Here is an 18,018-nt window from a genome sequence, read left to right on the forward strand (position 1 = left end):
TTTTAATTACGCAAAGCGTAGTCATATATTATCCATTGTTAACAGTATGTAAAGTTAATTTTGAATCTAGTTAACAATATACGAATTTTTGTATACTAAAAGTAACAAGATGAGGTAAGAGAAAATTGAAGGATATAAATCGCAAGCCAAGTGTTTATAAAGGAAAACAGCTGAACTCTAGGTGTAGCTAATCAGTGACCCAGTTCAAGCTCCAGAAACAACCTGAACATCGAACAAAAATAATTTTTTATTTACATTCAATAACTTAAAATCAAATATCGCATGAAGAATATCAATAACCACACGACAAAAATTTAACTTTGTTGGTTAGCTAAGCATGCCTATCTCGTCATAAACGTTACAACTAAAGCCACAAATATTTGTTCACTTATAGATAAAGCCGATCTGGCAAAATTCACTTAAGCAAAAAACATCACATGAAATTTAACATTTAACTCACAAAATTTAAAAGAATAATCTCAATAGATAATACGAAAATATTAACATTTAATTTAAATATGATTTACATTTAGTCATATACAAAAATAAAAGATCTAATTTCGGTGGGGTTTACAATAGGTATACTTGCGAAAGTTGGGAATAAAATGACGAAGAGAAGTGTCGAAAATCAGTAACCTGCATGAATGCAGGCACTAACCCCAAAAGAAATAAAAGAAGTTTAACAATGCTGAATGGCTGCAAGGCTATCGGCATACACAAACTGATAACCTAACTGTTGCAATAATTGGCAAGATACCGTTTTACCAAGCGTTTGATCAACAGGGGGGAACGACATATTCTCAACTGGATAAGCTTGAATAGCCGCTTGATAAAATTGTGCTTTGCTAACTTGATTTGGATAAACCAGATTACAAACACTAGGGCTGCTTTGGGGCTGTAGCTGTAAAAGATACAAGCTAGCTGCGATAACATCATCAAGGTGGATCATGTTGGCATTGGCAATTTGACTAACCGCTTTCATATGTTTAACAAAACGACCAGGGTGACGATTAGGCCCGTACAAACCTGCTAGGCGTAAAACCAAGGTTGAGCCTTTAAAATTTTGTAACGCTTGTTCTGCTTGCAAAAGCTTTGCAGCTTTGTCGTTAAAGGCTAAGGCATCACTCTCGACACAGATACTGGCTTGTTCAGGATAAACCGCCGTTGAGCTATACATCAGCAATTGCTTAACCTTTGACACTTGACAAGCTTGAGCGATCAATTGCCATTTTGTCGCATAATCACCACTATTAGCTTTACGAAAGCCAGGTGGGAAAGCACCAACCACAATATCGGCTTGGCTTAACTCAATGATCTTTTGTATGTCATGCACCTGACTATTATCGTCAAGTAAAAGTGGCCAAACGCCAGCTATTAACTTTTCATTTTTTAATGACTCGACTTTAGCCGCTGAAGTGCAGGTTAAGTGTACCTGACAGCCTAATTTTGCCATTGCCTTAGCCAAAGGGAGTCCTAACCAACCCGCACCTATTATTAAGACTCGGCTATTTGCAGTTAACATAATGATCCGTAAACTATATACACAAGTAATGTCCCTAACCCTAACAGCATTAATACCATTATGAAAATTGTATTTCTTGATAGTGAATCTGTCGGCGCGGTCGAATTAGACGCCATCAAACAGTTTGGTGAATTAATTTGCGTAGATACATTGACCGCAAAACAAAATTTGCCAGAGTTAACGCAACACGCAGATATACTGATCAGCAACAAGGTATTATTGCAACAGGACACGCTAGCCAACTGCAAAAACCTAAAATTGATTTGCGTGGCGGCAACCGGCTACAACAACATTGATTTGCCCGCCGCACAAAAACAAGGGATCGCCGTGACTAACGTTGCTGGCTACTCAACAAACTCGGTTGCTCAGCACGTTTTTGCCATGCTATTAAACTGGTCAATTCAATTACAAGCGTACCAAACAGCAAGTCAAAACGGCCAATGGCTATCAAGCCCGCTTTTTTGTTTGCTTGATTACCCTATTTTTGAATTGCAAGGTAAAACCCTCGCCCTATTCGGATACGGCACCATTGCTCAAGCCGTTGAAAAAATTGCATTGGCTTTTGGTATGAATGTCATTATTGCAGAGCGCCAATACGCGCCAGAACCTCGCGCTGGGCGCATTAGCTACCAAGATGCCATTCAACAAGCCGACGTGATTAGCTTACACTGTCCTTTAACCCGTGACAGTGAGCAAATGGTTGATGACGAGTTTATTCGCTTAATGAAAAAAGACGCTATTTTAGTTAACACGGCCCGAGGTGGTCTGATTAACGAAACGGCACTGGCCAATGCTTTGCAACAGGGGCGTATTCAAGCCGCATTGTTAGACGGTTTAAGTCAAGAACCGCCCAGCTTAAATAATCCATTATTGGTGCCACAAGCGAATCTGCAAATCACGCCGCATACCGCATGGGCTAGTCAACAAGCAAGGCAAACCCTAGTGAATGAAATAGCTAAGAATATTGATGCCTTTATGCAAGGTGAGCACCGCAACCGAATTTGCTAACTGATTTATTCAACAATGACTTAAGGAATACCTGTTGAAAATACTTATAAAATGGCTAATACCCTTGTTGTTGAGTATTAGCATAATGAATGTAAGTTATGCCGCCTGTAAACGTGACTTTATGGGCGTGATGCAATGTGGAGCTGGTGCTTGTAAAATTAACAGTCAAGGCCAAGTTCACTGTTCTAAATTTAAAAAAGGCGGCGCCGCCGTTGGCAAACAAGGAAAAGTATTTTGTGGGCCGGGGAAATGCTTAAAGGATAAATCGGGCCAAGTATTTTGCGCGTCGTCAATACAGGATGACATTATTATTAACGCGGTAGGCAAAGCGCGCTGTGATAAAAAGTGTGTGCTAGGTCAAGTTCAAGCATGTAAAACCGAAGCGCAGTTACCCGAACAAGTCAAAGAGCTTATTAAAGAGCAACCAGCGCAACAAGGTGAACACTATCAACGTTTACAGCGCGTAAAATAGACTTAAGCTAGCGGGCATCTAACCGTCTAAAGGTGACAACATAATAAACCTTGTTGTAGGCGAGGTTTGGCTACAAGCCCCTACTATTACGGCAAGCATCATACCGGCACTTAATGTTTGTCTGGAACAAAATCTAATAGTATTGCTCTTTTAAATTGCAGGTTTGCAGGCTCTGCAAGCATAAATGCTCACCCACGAAAATTTGATACTTTAAAACCTATTTTCCACAAAAGTCGGTTGATTATAGTCAAAGCGATCAGGTTTTAGGGGAAGCCGTCAAGCTTCGAGACCCCATGAGCATATGCTCTATTATGTGATTGGGGCGAGTAAGCGCTGACAATGAACCATAAAGCCTGAGCGAGAAGACTATACATATCTTGTTCGACAATATTAAACGTTCTATCACTTACCAACTTCATAACGCTGAATGATTAAAGTTTAAATTGCTCAACAGGCTTAATTACAAACTGTCGATCTCGCGTTTTAGATCATACTTTTTATCGGTGACGATGGACTCGAGTGTAGAAATGCGCTGCTTCATGTCTTCAATTTCACTTTTTAAGTCATTATCAACATCCGCTTTTTTACTTTGTAAATAAGACATATAAGCCCCCGAGACGATAGCAACTACCGAAACAACAGTAATCATGCTCCACAATGTCATAAATTGACTCCTTTGATCTTTTTTATTTTAGCTTTCATTTTTAAATGGCGATTAACCTATTTAACCGCTTTAGGTTTGTTGAGCAAAGCGCAGGCCAACTTTCAAAAACTGTTTATTTTCAGTTAGTTGGCCTTAATTTTTAATTACCTATCGGTTGGCAGTTAGCCAATTTGACTAACTATTAGCTTTTTTCAAATTTGGCACGAGTTTGCGACTCTGACAAGGCAACTGCCTGTTGCACATAACCTTTAAAATCTTGACTAAACTGCTCAACAAATGCCGCGAGTTGTTCCTTATCAGCCGGATTATCCATCACTTCAGATAATTTAAATGCGGGATAAATAATAGCCGTTGGGCAATAGCGCACCATGTTTTTGTCAAAATTAGCAATGGCTATCGGCACAATTTTAGGCTCGCGTTTAGCTTGAGTGGCTAAGCGGAATATGCCACCTTTAAACGGCTGCGGCGATTCTTCAGTCGCATAACTCTTACCCTCTGGGGCAATCACAATATTACTGCCGGCATTAATATTATCTAGCATGGCTTGTTTAAATATCTCTCTTTGCGTAGCCAGCCATGTTTCCGCTTCTTCCTCTGGTACAGGTACTTGACCCGAATACACATAAAGGCAATCTAATTTATCATAGTATTGTTGGTGACCATGCTCATGAGGTAAGGACTTACGTACCGCACGAAGCCCGCCATTATCGTTATAATGACGGTGGCAGATCATGGACGACACAAAGTGGCTATCCAGTTGAATGATAAAGTCATTAGGTAGGCGTGTCGATTTGCACCCTAACAGATCCAGTGATTAGCGGCGTAATGGATCCACTTAAAACGGTCATTTTTGCCCTCAGACAAGGTGATTATTTCTCGCTTTTTTCTCCTAGTCCAGTGTGATCATTATTTTCTCGTAATTTGCGGTAACTTTCTCCTTCTAAAACCAGGCGATAGGCGTTGTGTCTAAGTCGATCAAGGGTGGCTGCTCCAAGTAATTTATTGGGGAAAGCTTGTCCCCATTCACTGAAGTCTAAATTACTGGTAATGATCGTTGATTTTTGTTCATATCGTTCGTCTATCAGATCATGAAGATCTTCATCTTGAGGTGACTTCAGCGGCTTTAAACCGAAGTCATCAATGATAAGTAAATCAACTTTTGCTAGTGCTTGAAATCGTTTCTCGTAAGCATTGGTTGCTCTGGCTGCGTGTAAGTTTGAAAGCAATTTAGCTTGCGTGAAGAACAGTGTATCAATGCCTTTTTTCACCGCGCAATGGCCTATCGCTTGGGCTAAATGGCTCTTCCCTGTACCACAAGGCCCTGCGATTAAGACGGCAACATGCTCTTCGATAAACCGGCAGTCGGCCAGTTCATTGATATAAGCTCGATTCAAGTTGGGGTTGGCATTTAGATCGAAGCTTTCCAGTGTTTTGTTCCCCCTAAAGCCTGCTCTGCGCAGCCGAGTCGCGTATTTCTTCTGATCGCGCCGTGCCACTTCATCTTGGATCAATAAAGCAAGGAAATCTGGGTAACTAAGCTGGTGCTCAATGGCTTCTCGATTGCGCATGGCCAACGAGTCCGTCATACCTGATAAACGTAGTTGTTTTAGTAAGGGGGTGAGTTCCGGAATTGGGTTTATCATTGTTTTTTCCTTGTTATTTAATGAGGGAGAAGTTTGTTGGGATCGCGGTGGAAACGGCCACCACCTGTGTATACGTCACTTAAGGTATCGAATGCGTTAGTTTCATTGGGTTGTTGGTCTAACCCTTTTTCAAGGATCTGTTTAACCGCGCTATAGCGCACGTTATCGAAGGTTAAAGCCCGTAAACACGCCGCTTCAACCCGTTTATCTCCATAACGTTTGGTTAACCCCACGACACCTTGGGCTGCCCGCAAGTTATCTAATACTCGACTGGCAAACAGCCTTTGAATAAAGAGGTAGCAAGACTCACCAATACGTTTTGATTGAGTTAAACAATATTGAGGATCGCGCATATTGTAAGCTTGTGCCTCAGGTGGTTGATGTTCTGGTACGGTTGAACGGCCGCCTTGATGAAATAAGCGAGGGTGTGTCGCTTTGAGTTCATGCTCTTGATAGATCCGTATCATATTATCCGTCGCTTTGAGCCATACGGTTTCACGAACTAGCGTGTAGGGAACTGAGTAACGACAATGTTCAAATTGCACGTGGCCATCACCGTGAACTTTAGCTTTAGCCCAGACCGCTTGCTCAGGAGGGATCTCGGGGAGTGGTTTTAATAGTGCTTGCTCGATCTCACTAAAACGTTCAAGAGGCTGACATTTAGTGGTGCCGTGTTTGCGATTACCGGCGACTGACAATAACCAATCCTTAAGCTGAGCGTTCGCATCACTTAAGCCTCGGAAGTCTTTCAAGGGCACAAAGCTATTCTTAATGTACTTCACATTAGATTCTACGCGGCCTTTTTTCTGAGGATCGCGTACAGGACAAGGTGCGATTAAAAAGCCATATCCTTCAGCACATTCACCGTATGCGCGTTGCACTTGTGGATCATGGTAGCAAGCCTTAGTGATGGCACATTTGGGATTATCGATAATGACGCGCTTGGGAACACCTTTAAACCATTCAAACGCCCGTCGATGACAGGCCAGCCAAGTTGCTGTGCTTTGGTCGCGGATAAACTCTGCGTAAATATGTCGGCTCCATGAGAGCGTCATTACAAAGATCCAGCTTTTACGCAACTCTCCGGTACGAGTATCAACGATTAGCGGGCCAGCACCGAAATCCACTTGCGCCGTATCACCAGGCAAAAAATCGATAACGGTTGTCGCTTTTGGTGCTTTCTGTGACAAGGCTTTAAGGTAACGACTGACTGACCAGTAACTTCCCTTGAAGCCATATTTATCCACTAAAGCTTGATGGATTGTTGTGCCTTGGATCCCTTGCTCATACCACCGAGTAACTTGTTCAGCATAAGGCTCTACATAAGACGTGGTGGTTGGGGTTGGTGCTTTCTCGCCCAACAGTTCAGCCAGTTGGTTGTTATCAGGCAAGTCATTGTCAAGGTTAAGCCAGCCTTGTTCCTGCGCTAATTTCTTGATGGCCTTAACTTTATTGCGTCCAGCTAAGCCGCTATCGGCAATAGCTCGATTGGAATCTCCCATTCGCATGCGAACGAGGATCTGTCTGTATTGGTACATTTCAAACCTCCGGTTTGCCATGCCTATCTCCTGACTGAAAAAACAATCAAAGATACGCTAGATTAACGAAAGTCTGAGGGGGAAATTAGGTCAAAAGTGGATCCAATAAGCCGCAAATGTGGTGGATCTATTACGGTGCTAATTGGGTGGATCTATTATGCCGCAAATGAAATGGATCCATATGGGTGCAAATTAACAAGGCGATTGTCTTCATCATTGCGCAAATGATTCATCACAAAAATATGCCCCGACTCTGTTGGTAAATTTTCTTCACCTTGAATAACACAATCGGCCAGTTCAAATAATTCAATAAACGCCTGACAACTGGCTTGACGGATCGCGCTGCTGGTTTCAGCTTGTGAACGACTAACCAACTGATAAATGGTTTTGGTTTTTTCGTAGATCTGCATCTCTTTATAAACCAACTCTAGTACATCAAGACATTGCTGAGCCAGCAAACGCTCTAGCTTTGAGCCGTTTGCCATCACATTATCAAGTGTATTAAAGGCATCGATATAAGTCATACGTTGGTTTAAATAAAAAGGTATTTTATACAACTCTGAGTCGGCACCTAGCAAAGCGGCATTTTGATTAAGCATTGCCTGCAATGCAATGGCCTCTTGCCCATAGTGCTGCGCCAAAAAGCGCGTGCGCGTGGAACGTACTCGCCCTCCTAATAACCAAATAATTTGTTGCTGAATTTGATAAAACAAGCTGGGATGCGTATTGGCTAATTGCGCTAAGTCATCAGCTGACCACGCCACCAACCGACATTGAGTTAAAGCAACAGCATTGACATCGTGTATAGGTTGAGGTTGATTAGGCGCCATGGCCATCCAGCCAATTACATGACCTGAATCGGATAAAGTCCGTAATACCACTTTATTTTTATTAGCATTCTGCTCGTATAATACGGTGTCTTCTGGCAAGTCGCGTTTCTTTAAAAAATTAAGTTCAATTTGCCCGTCAACCAACATAAATAGGTGTTTCGCGTACTCCCCCTCTCGTAGCAAGGTTTCGCCAGGCTGTAACTCTATGGTTTTAGTTAAGTTGGCCAGTACTTCTAGATCATGATCGGCAAAGTCTTCAAAAAAGTAAGACGCCGCCAATGGCTGCATGAGCTGCGCGGCACTTAAACTCGTTGTTACCGACCAGTTTGGCTTATTTATATAAGTTTCAGTTTTAGTACCAAATAAGTAACTACGCGCCCCACGATATTGCAAAGCAATTTCTTGAATAATGCGTTCATTGATAAGCACAGACCAAGGGTGATCGGCTGCACGAAACGCGTTAATCGCCTTAAGTGGCAGTTTGAATAACTGACATGAGGTTTCGCATTCCACTGTGCTGTTGAAACGATGCGGTTGGCGAAATGCCGACCAACCAATGAGAGTGCCAGCAAATTCTGAACCACCAACCTGATATTTTTCTTTATCTATTGGCTGACGATTATTCACCGCACGGGATTGGCCAATATGACCCAGTTGCACCAAGTACTTTACTTTTCCGCTAAGTAAAAAATAAATATTCTCGGTTTTATCAAATTGATTGGCGATCACCTCGCCTGCGTGTTTAGTTTTAAATTGACCGGCGTTGGTCAGTTGTTCTAGCAGCGCTGCTGGCAGGTCTTTGAAAAAGGAAACTTGTTTCAGTTGTGAAATAAGCGTGTCCATGTTCGGCTCCTTGCCGTGGCTAAAATTGCAACCAAGTTAGTGGTTTTTACAAGCAAGGTAAAGCAGTAATTTCGTTAAGAAAAAATGAAAGGGAATTTACCTCTACAAATATCATACGCGACAAGCTAAAGTACCCCCCTTAAAATAAAAAAAGGATATTCTATGAAAAACTTTAAATTATTACTCTTATCTTTATTAATACTGACTAGCGCTTCTAACTACGCACAGACGGTATTACTCTTGAAAGCAGACGCAGAAAGCGCGTCATTTGTCGACAGTTCCATTTACAATCACGAAAGCACTGCGACTCAAGTCACTAAAACGACAACTGAATTTGTATTTGGTGGGCAATCAATGTTTTTTGATGGGAACTCTAGTTTAAATTTTCCTGACAACTCACATTGGGCGCTTTCCGATAACGACTTTACAATTGATATGTGGCTAAAAAGAAGCGGTAACTTGACGGGTGTGCAAACACCAATATCACAATGGCATTCAAGTTTAGGTTTTTCATTTATTATTCTCCACCACGCTAACTACCATAACCCAAATGAGATAGGTGTATGGTTTAATGGTCAAGTAATTGATCAATTAAAAGGCACACTAAGCAACAATTGGACGCACATTGCAGTTGTTCGCACCAATGATGTAATTCGTTTATATTTTGATGGTCAGCAAGTTGGCTCTGACTATTTATTACCAAACAACTGGAGTGTGAATAATAGCGCAGCTAATCTAAAAATTGGCAATCAGCAAGACGGAAACGAAGGCCATGGTTGGCAAGGTTACATAGATGAAGTAAGAATTACAAAACATGCCATCGATCCAAACCAATTTCCTCCGACGGAATCTTATTGTGAAGTTGAAGCCGATTTTAATCAAGATGGTGTTGTGGACATAAACGATTTGTTAGCACGACAAGAAGAGTTAAAAAAATGGATAAAATCATGCTGGAAACCCGCGTTAAATGGCGAGGCATGCATGTAGTACTGACTCAATTTATATATTAGCTTTTCATATCAGAGCACAGCAAAAACAAACGTGTATCCAATTCCAACTGATGATAATCCGCTAGCATATGCTGACAAAGTTGATAAAACGCTTTGTTGTGCTCTTTTTCGCGTACATGCGCCAATTCATGTACCACTATCATATTAAGCATGGCTAGCGGGGTTTGTTTGAAAAAAGTCGAAATCCGAATTTCGTTTTTGCTTTTGATCTTGTTGCCTTGTACCCGATTACGATAAGTATGCGTACCTAACGAGTTTGCCGCATCCTTGATGTTTTTATCATAAACCACCTTACTGATAGGTGCCGATTTTTTCATGTATTGGTTTTTGATTTCCATTACATAATCGTACAGCAAGCTATCAGTCTGAATTTGGTGATTATTGGGATATTTATTTTCGAGGTAAACACCAAGCTTATCTTGCTCGATAAGCTTGGTTACTTGTTGCTGTATTTCAGGTGGGTAATGTTGAATATACTTATACATTTTTAGTCATTTTGTAGGGTGGCATGAGCGCAGCGAAACCCACCATCACAATATTAACAGTGCGCCTCACTTCGTTCGACTAACCCTACTTAATCAAACACCACAGTTTTATTTTTGTGAATAATCACGCGGTCTTCTAAATGATAACGCAAGCCACGCGCTAGGGCGTTTTTCTCACAATCTTTACCTTTGCGTACCATATCTTCAGCTGAATCTGAATGACTAATTCGCATCGTATCTTGCTCAATAATTGGCCCGGCATCTAAATCAGCCGTGACATAGTGGCAAGTCGCACCGATCAACTTAACGCCACGCTCGTAGGCTTGATGATAAGGTTTGGCGCCAGCAAATGAAGGTAAAAAGCTATGATGAATATTGATCACCCGACCGGCCATTTCACGACATAAAGCATCTGGGAAAATTTGCATAAAGCGAGCTAACACTACTGTGTCCGCTTCATACTGCTTAATAATGTCAGACACTTCATCAAACGCCGGTTGCTTATTCTCTTTCGGGAATGGCACATAATGGTAAGGAATACCATGCCACTGTGCCATTTGCCGTAAATGATCATGATTGGCGATCACAGCAACAATATTGCACTCTAGCTCACCACTATGCCAACGATGTAATAAGTCAGCTAAACAGTGAGATTCACGACTAGCCATAACCACTACATTTTGTTTTTGGCTTGAGTCGACAATACGCCAGTTCATAGCAAATTTGTCTGCCAATACAGCAAACTCAGCTTTAAATTGCTCTAAACTCAATTGAAAAGATTCTGCGGCAATTTCATGGCGCATAAAAAACCAACCAGCTTCATGGTCAGTATGATGGCTAGCTTCGGTAATAGATGCTTTATGCTCTGCCAAAAAGCGACTCACTTCAGCCACCAAACCAATTTGGTCAGGGCAATCGACAACTAAGCGATAACGTTTCATTATGTATTCCGTCATTACATATTAGGTAACTGGCTGCGAGTATAACCAAGACACATAAACAAGACCACTTCCTATTAGCCATTTGCATAAGAGTCGTTATAATAAGTCCGATATTTATCTTAATTTTGAATCAATATAGCTGAAGGAAAAAGCCATGAGCTTATCTGATGTACCTGCTGGCAAGAACATGCCTGAAGAAGTGAACGTAATTATTGAGATCCCGCAAAACGCTGATCCAATTAAATATGAAGTAGACAAGGACACAGGCGCAATCTTTGTAGACCGTTTTATGGCTACTCCTATGTTCTACCCTTGTAACTATGGTTACGTAAACGACACTTTGTCTTTAGACGGTGATCCGGTAGACGTACTTGTGCCAACTCCTTATCCATTATTAGCCGGTTCAGTTATCAAGTGTCGTCCAGTTGGCGTACTTAAAATGACTGACGAATCAGGTGAAGATGCTAAAGTTGTTGCAGTGCCAGTTAGCAAACTAACTAAAATCTATGACGACGTAAAAGACGTAACTGATTTACCTGAGTTATTAAAAGCGCAAATCACTCACTTCTTCGAGCGTTATAAAGAGCTTGAAAAAGGTAAGTGGGTTAAAGTTGAAGGCTGGGCTGATGCTGCAGCCGCGATGGAAGAAATCAAAACTTCTTACGATCGTGCTCAAGCTGAAAAGTAATTACAGCTAAGTAATAAACCGAAAAAAAACCAGGCTTTGCCTGGTTTTTTATTTTATATCTTAAAATAGAGCCTACTGCATACTGGCTTTCATGAGCCTAACGGCAGGAGATAAAGTACGCCGCCACGCTTCCCCAACTTCGGGATAATATTTACTGTCGAACTCTTCAACCACTTCCACTAGCGTATCCAACCAAATATCGTACATAAAAACTTCAACTAAATACTCATCATGATGTTGCTTAGCTAAGCGAATAAGCTCACGCTGAGCGGCTTCTGAGCTTTGGCAAACTAATAAATAAGCCAATGAATTTTTTAACATACTAATTTGCCGTACCAAATCAACATGGGCAAACCTTTGTTTTATTTGCGGATCTTTGGCTAAAAACACTTGATAAAAGAAGCCATAAAACTCATCTGCATTTTGCATTACGCGTTCGTAGCTATCATTAAATAGTTCTGCATAATCCTGCATTTACCGCTCCATATCCTTAAGTAACTGCTTTGTATAGTCAAAGCGATCAGGTTTTAGGGGAAGCCGTCAAAGCTACCGCGTCCTGCTCTCGCCCCTTACCTGCATCCATGCAGGCAAGCTTCGAGACCCCATGAGCATATGCTCTATTATGTGATTGGGGCGAGTAAGCGCTGACAATGAACCATAAGACCTGAGCGAGAAGACTATAACGAGAATATCCTTATCAAGCGTAGAACAGAAATCAGCAAACGCTATTTTTTGGCCAGAATAAAGCCCAAAAGTGTGTGCGCCAACACATCTATTGTAACTTTTTTAATGGGGGTTTATCTTATAGATTAACGTATCCTCTATATCACCATGAACTCATAAAAAGTTTTATAGCCTTTAACACTACTGATTTTTAATCCCAAAACTGTGCGCTCAAACGCAAATTTATGTCGAGGTAGCTGCCGATTATTAAATATTGGCGTATTATCTGCTTAACACGCTTTTTACCTCGCTTATCAACATGATAGGAGCTTAGGTTTGCGCTTAATATCTCTGTTAGTCACTTTACTTAGTGTATCGTTTTTCAGCACCGCGAATGAGAAAGACCCTCGCTTGAACGCCGTCGCCTGGATGCAAAACTCAGCCGAATACGTCGCCCTGACCAATCAAACATTTAAACTCGCAGCACAAAAGCTGGTTTTAGCCACACAAACACCAGAATGGACTGCCGCACTGGAACAATTCGACCGCAAAGGGATCAATAATTTGCCACCTGCGGTGCTACTGGATTTAGATGATACTGTCATTAGTTCAATGGCTTACTACGCTCAGCTTATCGATAGCAAACAATCGAACACTAACGCCAATTGGGAACGTTGGATAAAAGCCGAAAAAGCCCCTTTAGTACCCGGCGTTATAAACTTTATTCAAAGTGCTGCGCAAAACCGCGTTAAAGTGGTGTTAGTATCCAACCGCTATTGTGTCTCTACCCCACAAGATAAATGCCCAATCAAAACCCAAACGTTAGCCATGTTAAAACGAGCTGGATTAATTTTTGATAGAGATGACTTATTATTTCGATCAGAGCAACCCGACTGGCGTCGTGATAAAAGCTCTCGCCGCAAACACCTTGCAAAACGTTATCGCATCCTGTTAATTGTTGGCGACGACCTAGAAGATATGATCCCAAATGCAGCAGGCATGCCCATCGCATCAAGAAAGTTGTATACTGAGCAATATATGAGTTTATGGGGTGAACGCTGGTTTATCTTACCTAACCCTGTTTATGGCAGTTGGCGCGATGTTGCCGGTAGCCAATTACACAAAACCATTAAAACGTATAAATAAAAAATAAAGAGACAAATTTGAAATCACTATTTCTTTACCCGTTATTAAAAGCTTTTGGTTGCTGTTTAGCTCTAGTGTCTTCTTTAGCTTGGGCAAATTTAACATTCGAAAATGCCCATGTCAGGCTGTTACCTCCGAATGTGAAAAATACGGCCGCCTTTGTCAGTATTACTAACACAGGTCAAGAAGGTATTTGTCTTGTTAAGGCATGGGGCGATAAAAGCCAAACCGTTGAGTTTCATGATCATATAATGCAAAACGATATGATGAAAATGGTACATGTGCCGCGGGTTCATATAGCAGCAGGAGAAACAGTTACCTTGCAAAGTGGTAGCTTACATTTGATGTTGCTCAATTTAACTGAAAAATTAAAATTAGGTGATAGCGTGACATTTACCCTAGAAGATGACACCGAAAAACGCTATACCTTTAGTGCAACGGTTGAAAAGGTACAAAGCTCGGTATCTCACGGGCATAAACACCATCATCACTAAACCTGAATGAACAAGGATTAAGGACGCAGTATGTTAAGTAAATTGCGATCAAACAAAATTGGCATGTCGATCACGTTAGGTTTCATCCTAGTGATTATTCTCCTGTTATCTCTCAGTATCTGGTGGGGATGGATGCCCAACAAATTTGACGTCAAACACCACACAAAACAAGTAGCTAACGAATTAAATCAACCCGTCGTACCTGGCTACACCACAACCACGACATTAATTGAAGTAGCAAACTGGATGCTAGACAAACCAGGCGGTTTTTTAAGTAATGATGTTCTGCCACCAAGTGTAGTTATGGATAACATGCCAGCCTTTGAATACGGTGTATTACAACAAGTACGTGATTTAGCCTTAGCTATGCGACTTGATTTTAGTCGCTCGCAGTCACAATCGACCGATGACAAAGATTTAGAAAAAGCCCAACCTAAATTTAATATCGATCACACTAACTGGGCTTTTCCTAGCGCCGAAGATGAATACCGCAATGCCATTAAAGCGTTAATAAAATACCGAGACCGCTTGGTAGATAACAACACAATGGATGGCCAATTTTATACTCGAGCGGATAACCTTAGCGAATGGTTACGCGAAGTCGAAAAACGTTTAGGTGCCGTTTCGCAACGCTTAAGCGCAAGCGTCGGTCAAGAGCGTTTAAATACCGATTTAGCCGGTGACACCAGCGCCCGACAGTCAACATCGACCCCAAATGAGCTAAATATTAAAACCAGTTGGTGGAAAATTGACGACGTGTTTTATGAAAGCCGCGGTACGTGTTGGGCGTTATTACATTTTTTACAAGCGATAGAAACTGATTTTCACGATGTACTAGTGAAGAAAAATGCGTTGGTGTCATTGCAGCAAATCATTCGTGAATTAGAATCCACTCAGCAGCAAATATATAGCCCAATCATATTAAACGGCTCTGGCTTTGGCTTAGTCGCCAATCACTCTTTAGTCATGGCAAACTATGTGTCACGCGCTAACGCTGCATTAATTGATCTACGTACTTTATTAGAGCAAGGCTAAACCTTGCTCTTGTTACAACCTTAACCCATATTATAGTCAAAGCGATCAGGTTTTAGGGGAAGCCGTCAAGCTTCGAGACCCCATGAGCATATGCTCTATTATGTGATTGGGGCTGCCTAAAGGGATTTAGGTATTAGGACGACGCAGGAGCCAAAGTCGAGAGTAAGCGCTGACAATGAACCATAAGACCTGAGCGAGAAGACTATATTCAACATAATGCCATTCATTAACTCGATTGCCTCGCTATGATTAAACGCAGTATACAAGCCAACGCTTTTCTTTTTGCCGTCGTACCGACTTTACTCACTGCGTTATTCGTTACCCTAGTATTGGCTGTGCGAATGTCAGCCGAGCGCGATCAACTTTTAGCCAGCCAAGCTCACAATCTTGCAGAAGCTATCGCTTTTGCCAGCGAAGGCCACTTAGCCAATAATCAAAAAGCTCAGCTCAGTGCCAAGTTAAAAGAGATCCATGCCAATGCTTCACTGTCGATTGAAAAAATTGCCATTTATCGACCGTCCGGACATTTATACGTCGCCAGTAAATATGAAGATATTAGTCCGGTATTTAACCCAATTAAACTGAAAAACCGTATGTACCAAACCGACCGGCGTGGTGAAAAGCTAATAATAAGCCGTTCTATCATGTCGTTTGATTCCAGCAAAGTTTTAGACGACGCATGGCAAGATGATACGGTCACCAGCCCTCTTGCAGCACCTTTAGGCTATGTATATGTCGAAATAAATATTTCTAGCCAAATGTTTTACGCTCATCGCAGTAATTTGTTGGCCGGCATATTAATTTTACTCGGCACTCTGTTTACTAGTGTGTTAATGCGGGTTTTGATCAAACGCATTGTTGATCCTGTGGTGAGTATTGTCGACACCATCAAAAAAATTGGTGCGGGTAACCTAAATGCTCGGGTTGATATACCCGTGCAATACGAGCTTAACGAGCTAAAAATCGGTATCAATATGATGGCGTCAGAACTGCAGGAGAACAATGAGCGACTGGAAGAAGAAATTGAAACCGCCACCTATGATCTGCAACAGAACCTCCACCTCGTTGAAGAGAAAAACGCTCAGCTAGATATCGCCCGTAAAGATGCATTAGAAGCGAGTAAAATAAAATCACAATTTTTGGCGACCATGAGCCACGAAATTCGCACACCGTTAACCGCGATCATGGGTTTTACCAAAGAACTGAGTAAAATTGAATTACAACAACCTTATAATGAATACGTCAACACCATTAATGCTTCTGCCGACAATCTGGTAGCCATTGTTAACGATATTCTCGATTTCTCGAAAATAGAAGCCGGTAAACTTGAACTCGATAGTGTGGCTTACGATCTCCAGCAAACAGTTGAAGACGTCATTAAATTGGTTTCACCCATCGCATTCGGTAAAAACTTAAGCTTTATTTACGAAAGCGACCGCTTACCAACCGCTGTGATTGGCGATCAACATCGTATTAAGCAATTGATTACCAACTTAGTTTCTAATGCCATTAAATTCACACCCAAAGGTCATGTGGCGATCCGTATCGGAATGCTATGTACATCCAGCACGCAATGCGAGATTACAATAGAAGTAGAAGATTCAGGCATAGGCATTAGCCACGACAAACAAGCCAAGTTATTTACCGCATTTAGTCAAGCAGAAAGCTCAACCACGCGGCGCTTTGGCGGCACAGGGCTCGGGTTAGCCATTTGCCAAGGTTTGGTCAAACAAATGAGTGGCAAACTAAGCTTAGTTAGTGCCGAAGGTAAAGGCAGCACTTTTACTCTAACCATCCCCATTACTGTCACCCAAAAACCGCAAACCTTTGTCGATATGCCAGGGCTAGACAGAGTGTTAATATTAGACAGTGAATCTCGTAGCCACACCAGTTACGAAAAAATTTGCCAACAAGTCGGCGCCACCCCAACAATATGTAATGATATTTCCAGTTGGGAAGAGCAAGTACGCAGTGAACAACAATATGACCTCATCTTAATTGCCAGCGATCATGATGAAGAATCGTTAGAATTACTCCCCTTGCAAGCTAGCTTTGCCAGCAAACTGGCTCCTGATACCCCAGTTATGCTGGTGTTACCTTTACTTAGCCGAGTCGCACCAGAGAACCGAGGCGATTTAGCCGATTGGCAATGTATTGAAAAACCACTGACCTTAATTAAACTCAACAGCGCGTGGCAAAAAATTCAAGACACTAAGCGACTCACCTCGCCCGCGATAGACGGCGAAACAAAAGTAGAGAGTCACATTCGCATGCTCGCAGTTGATGACAACGAAACAAATTTGAAGTTGTTATCTGCCATATTACGTGAAGAAAAAGTCGACTTAGTCACTTGTACTTCTGGCATAGAAGCCTGCGACATCTGCCAGCAGGAAGTGTTTGATTTAATATTAATGGATGTACAAATGCCAGAAATGGACGGCGTTGACACCACCAAACATTTACGCTTACAAGGACTCAATCAGGAAACGCCAATTATTGCCTTTACCGCCCACGCGTTTAAAGAAGAACGTGACATGCTGCTTAAACAAGGCATGGACGATTATTTAGGTAAACCAATCGACATCGAAAAATTCAATAATTTAGTTAACAAGTGGGTGCGTAAAACCGAAAGTGATAACATCAGCCATAAAAGTATATCGTCTAACCAAAGCGCTGGCATTGACTGGTCATTATCGTTAAAAATGGCGGCTAATAAGCATCAAGTGGCGATGGAAATGCTGAATATGCTGGTCGATACCTTTGCTGAAATGAAACAAGATATTGACGCCGCCCGCTACAAACACGATACCGTTGAATTACTCAGACTGATCCATAAATTTCACGGTTCAACCTGTTACACAGGCGTACCTAAACTAAAAAGCTTATCATTTAGTTTAGAGAGCCAACTTAAAAAAGGGGTTTTAGTCAATTTAAACGAACAAGTGGACACTTTATTTGCTGAAATGGATAAAGTCGCGCAAGAGTTAGAGCTAATCCCTGTTAACCATTGATTTAATGTGGGAATTTGTATAAAGT

The 18,018-nt window shown here is 41.6% G+C and carries 17 protein-coding genes; 8 read left to right on the forward strand and 9 right to left on the reverse strand.

Going from position 1 to position 18,018, the window contains the following annotated elements; genetic code table 11:
* Window positions 1-679 precede the first annotated feature (679 nt).
* A complete protein-coding gene (locus tag C2869_RS18855; RefSeq protein WP_108604403.1) occupies window positions 680-1,522 on the reverse strand; it encodes an NAD-dependent epimerase/dehydratase family protein in 843 nt (280 codons plus the stop codon).
* Window positions 1,523-1,582: 60 nt separating this feature from the next.
* Here C2869_RS18855 and C2869_RS18860 point away from each other — a divergent pair, with 60 nt between their 5' ends.
* Window positions 1,583-2,530 (forward strand): D-2-hydroxyacid dehydrogenase, encoded by a 948-nt coding sequence (locus C2869_RS18860; protein WP_108604404.1) that lies wholly within the window; start codon window positions 1,583-1,585, stop codon window positions 2,528-2,530.
* 34 nt (window positions 2,531-2,564) lie between these two features.
* Entirely contained in the window at window positions 2,565-3,002 is a 438-nt protein-coding gene (locus C2869_RS18865; protein WP_159084237.1) for a hypothetical protein, read from the forward strand.
* 460 nt (window positions 3,003-3,462) lie between these two features.
* Here C2869_RS18865 and C2869_RS18870 read toward each other — a convergent pair whose 3' ends face one another.
* The 5 genes from C2869_RS18870 to C2869_RS18890 form a co-directional block, all read right to left on the reverse strand.
* The gene (locus C2869_RS18870) at window positions 3,463-3,666 is read right to left on the reverse strand and encodes a hypothetical protein (RefSeq protein WP_108604406.1); all 204 of its coding nucleotides are present in this window, start codon (window positions 3,664-3,666) and stop codon (window positions 3,463-3,465) included.
* A gap of 181 nt (window positions 3,667-3,847) precedes the next feature.
* Window positions 3,848-4,399: a 1-acyl-sn-glycerol-3-phosphate acyltransferase gene (locus C2869_RS18875; RefSeq protein ID WP_108604407.1), complete on the reverse strand. Its 552-nt coding sequence runs from the start codon at window positions 4,397-4,399 to the stop codon at window positions 3,848-3,850.
* A 136-nt stretch (window positions 4,400-4,535) separates the two neighbouring features.
* Entirely contained in the window at window positions 4,536-5,309 is a 774-nt protein-coding gene (istB, locus tag C2869_RS18880) for an IS21-like element helper ATPase IstB (RefSeq protein WP_329604269.1), read from the reverse strand.
* A 17-nt stretch (window positions 5,310-5,326) separates the two neighbouring features.
* Entirely contained in the window at window positions 5,327-6,847 is a 1,521-nt protein-coding gene (gene istA / locus C2869_RS18885) for an IS21 family transposase (RefSeq protein WP_108601201.1), read from the reverse strand.
* A 155-nt stretch (window positions 6,848-7,002) separates the two neighbouring features.
* Window positions 7,003-8,520 carry a cyclic nucleotide-binding domain-containing protein gene (locus C2869_RS18890; RefSeq protein WP_108604408.1) on the reverse strand — a complete coding sequence of 506 codons (1,518 nt, stop codon included), beginning with the start codon at window positions 8,518-8,520 and terminating at the stop codon, window positions 7,003-7,005.
* Between the two features lie 162 nt (window positions 8,521-8,682).
* On the opposite strand from C2869_RS18890, the gene C2869_RS18895 reads away from it, so the two are divergent.
* Complete coding sequence (locus tag C2869_RS18895; RefSeq protein WP_108604409.1) at window positions 8,683-9,507, forward strand: LamG domain-containing protein; 825 nt, start codon at window positions 8,683-8,685, stop codon at window positions 9,505-9,507.
* Between the two features lie 19 nt (window positions 9,508-9,526).
* On the opposite strand, the gene C2869_RS18900 is transcribed toward C2869_RS18895, so the two are convergent.
* Window positions 9,527-10,015, reverse strand: a complete 489-nt coding sequence (locus C2869_RS18900) for a YgjP-like metallopeptidase domain-containing protein (protein ID WP_108604410.1) — start codon at window positions 10,013-10,015, stop codon at window positions 9,527-9,529.
* A gap of 89 nt (window positions 10,016-10,104) precedes the next feature.
* The gene (purU, locus tag C2869_RS18905; protein WP_228710842.1) at window positions 10,105-10,959 is read right to left on the reverse strand and encodes a formyltetrahydrofolate deformylase; all 855 of its coding nucleotides are present in this window, start codon (window positions 10,957-10,959) and stop codon (window positions 10,105-10,107) included.
* A gap of 151 nt (window positions 10,960-11,110) precedes the next feature.
* Between purU and ppa the strand changes: the two genes are divergently transcribed.
* Window positions 11,111-11,644, forward strand: a complete 534-nt coding sequence (gene ppa, locus C2869_RS18910; protein ID WP_108604412.1) for an inorganic diphosphatase — start codon at window positions 11,111-11,113, stop codon at window positions 11,642-11,644.
* Between the two features lie 72 nt (window positions 11,645-11,716).
* Here ppa and C2869_RS18915 read toward each other — a convergent pair whose 3' ends face one another.
* Window positions 11,717-12,118 carry a globin family protein gene (locus C2869_RS18915; protein WP_108604413.1) on the reverse strand — a complete coding sequence of 134 codons (402 nt, stop codon included), beginning with the start codon at window positions 12,116-12,118 and terminating at the stop codon, window positions 11,717-11,719.
* Window positions 12,119-12,643: 525 nt separating this feature from the next.
* Between C2869_RS18915 and C2869_RS18920 the strand changes: the two genes are divergently transcribed.
* The 4 genes from C2869_RS18920 (at window position 12,644) to C2869_RS18935 (ending at window position 17,993) form a co-directional block, all read left to right on the forward strand.
* A complete protein-coding gene (locus tag C2869_RS18920; RefSeq protein WP_108604414.1) occupies window positions 12,644-13,453 on the forward strand; it encodes a 5'-nucleotidase, lipoprotein e(P4) family in 810 nt (269 codons plus the stop codon).
* A gap of 17 nt (window positions 13,454-13,470) precedes the next feature.
* Window positions 13,471-13,947, forward strand: coding sequence for a copper chaperone PCu(A)C (locus tag C2869_RS18925; protein WP_159084239.1), 477 nt, complete (start codon window positions 13,471-13,473; stop codon window positions 13,945-13,947).
* A gap of 63 nt (window positions 13,948-14,010) precedes the next feature.
* Window positions 14,011-14,982: a DUF2333 family protein gene (locus C2869_RS18930; protein WP_108605128.1), complete on the forward strand. Its 972-nt coding sequence runs from the start codon at window positions 14,011-14,013 to the stop codon at window positions 14,980-14,982.
* Between the two features lie 245 nt (window positions 14,983-15,227).
* Window positions 15,228-17,993 carry an ATP-binding protein gene (locus tag C2869_RS18935; protein WP_108604416.1) on the forward strand — a complete coding sequence of 922 codons (2,766 nt, stop codon included), beginning with the start codon at window positions 15,228-15,230 and terminating at the stop codon, window positions 17,991-17,993.
* Window positions 17,994-18,018 lie beyond the last annotated feature (25 nt).

This window comes from Saccharobesus litoralis (assembly GCF_003063625.1).
Taxonomy (GTDB): Bacteria; Pseudomonadota; Gammaproteobacteria; order Enterobacterales; family Alteromonadaceae; genus Saccharobesus; species Saccharobesus litoralis.